This is a genomic window from Gilvimarinus gilvus (assembly GCF_030518155.1).
In the GTDB taxonomy this organism is placed as follows: domain Bacteria; phylum Pseudomonadota; class Gammaproteobacteria; order Pseudomonadales; family Cellvibrionaceae; genus Gilvimarinus; species Gilvimarinus gilvus.
Genome location: NZ_JAULRU010000298.1, coordinates 1 through 335, shown reverse-complemented (window position 1 = coordinate 335; position 335 = coordinate 1). Strand labels below are relative to the sequence as shown.

At 27.8% G+C, this 335-nt stretch carries 1 protein-coding gene; it reads right to left on the bottom strand.

Going from position 1 to position 335, the window contains the following annotated elements; all coding sequences use genetic code 11:
- Nucleotides 1-144 precede the first annotated feature (144 nt).
- A partial coding sequence (locus tag QWI17_RS04905; RefSeq protein ID WP_302721393.1) for a hypothetical protein occupies nucleotides 145-335 on the bottom strand: 191 nt, incomplete at its 5' end.

The window sequence follows — 335 nt, the reverse complement described above, 5'->3', positions numbered from 1 at the left end:
TGATTAATAAACCGAAATATCATACCAAAATTTTCAAAAAACATCTTGAAAATCCAGAAATAAATCCGATTTTACAATATATTTTTAATGGAATAAAAGATTAAAAAAAATAAAAACCCACTCAAAGTTGAGTGGGTTTTGTTTTTAATTTTTGACTACTATTTTCTTTCTAGTATAATAAAATCCAACAGCAGTTGCTAAAACTATTAATGGATATACATAATCCGAGATTGGTGTAGCATTTGGATCATCAGGATCGTCTACAGTTCCAATATCATTTGAAGCTTTAGAACTTGAGAAAAAAGAAACTTCTTCCTGCTCATTAGCAAAAGCTA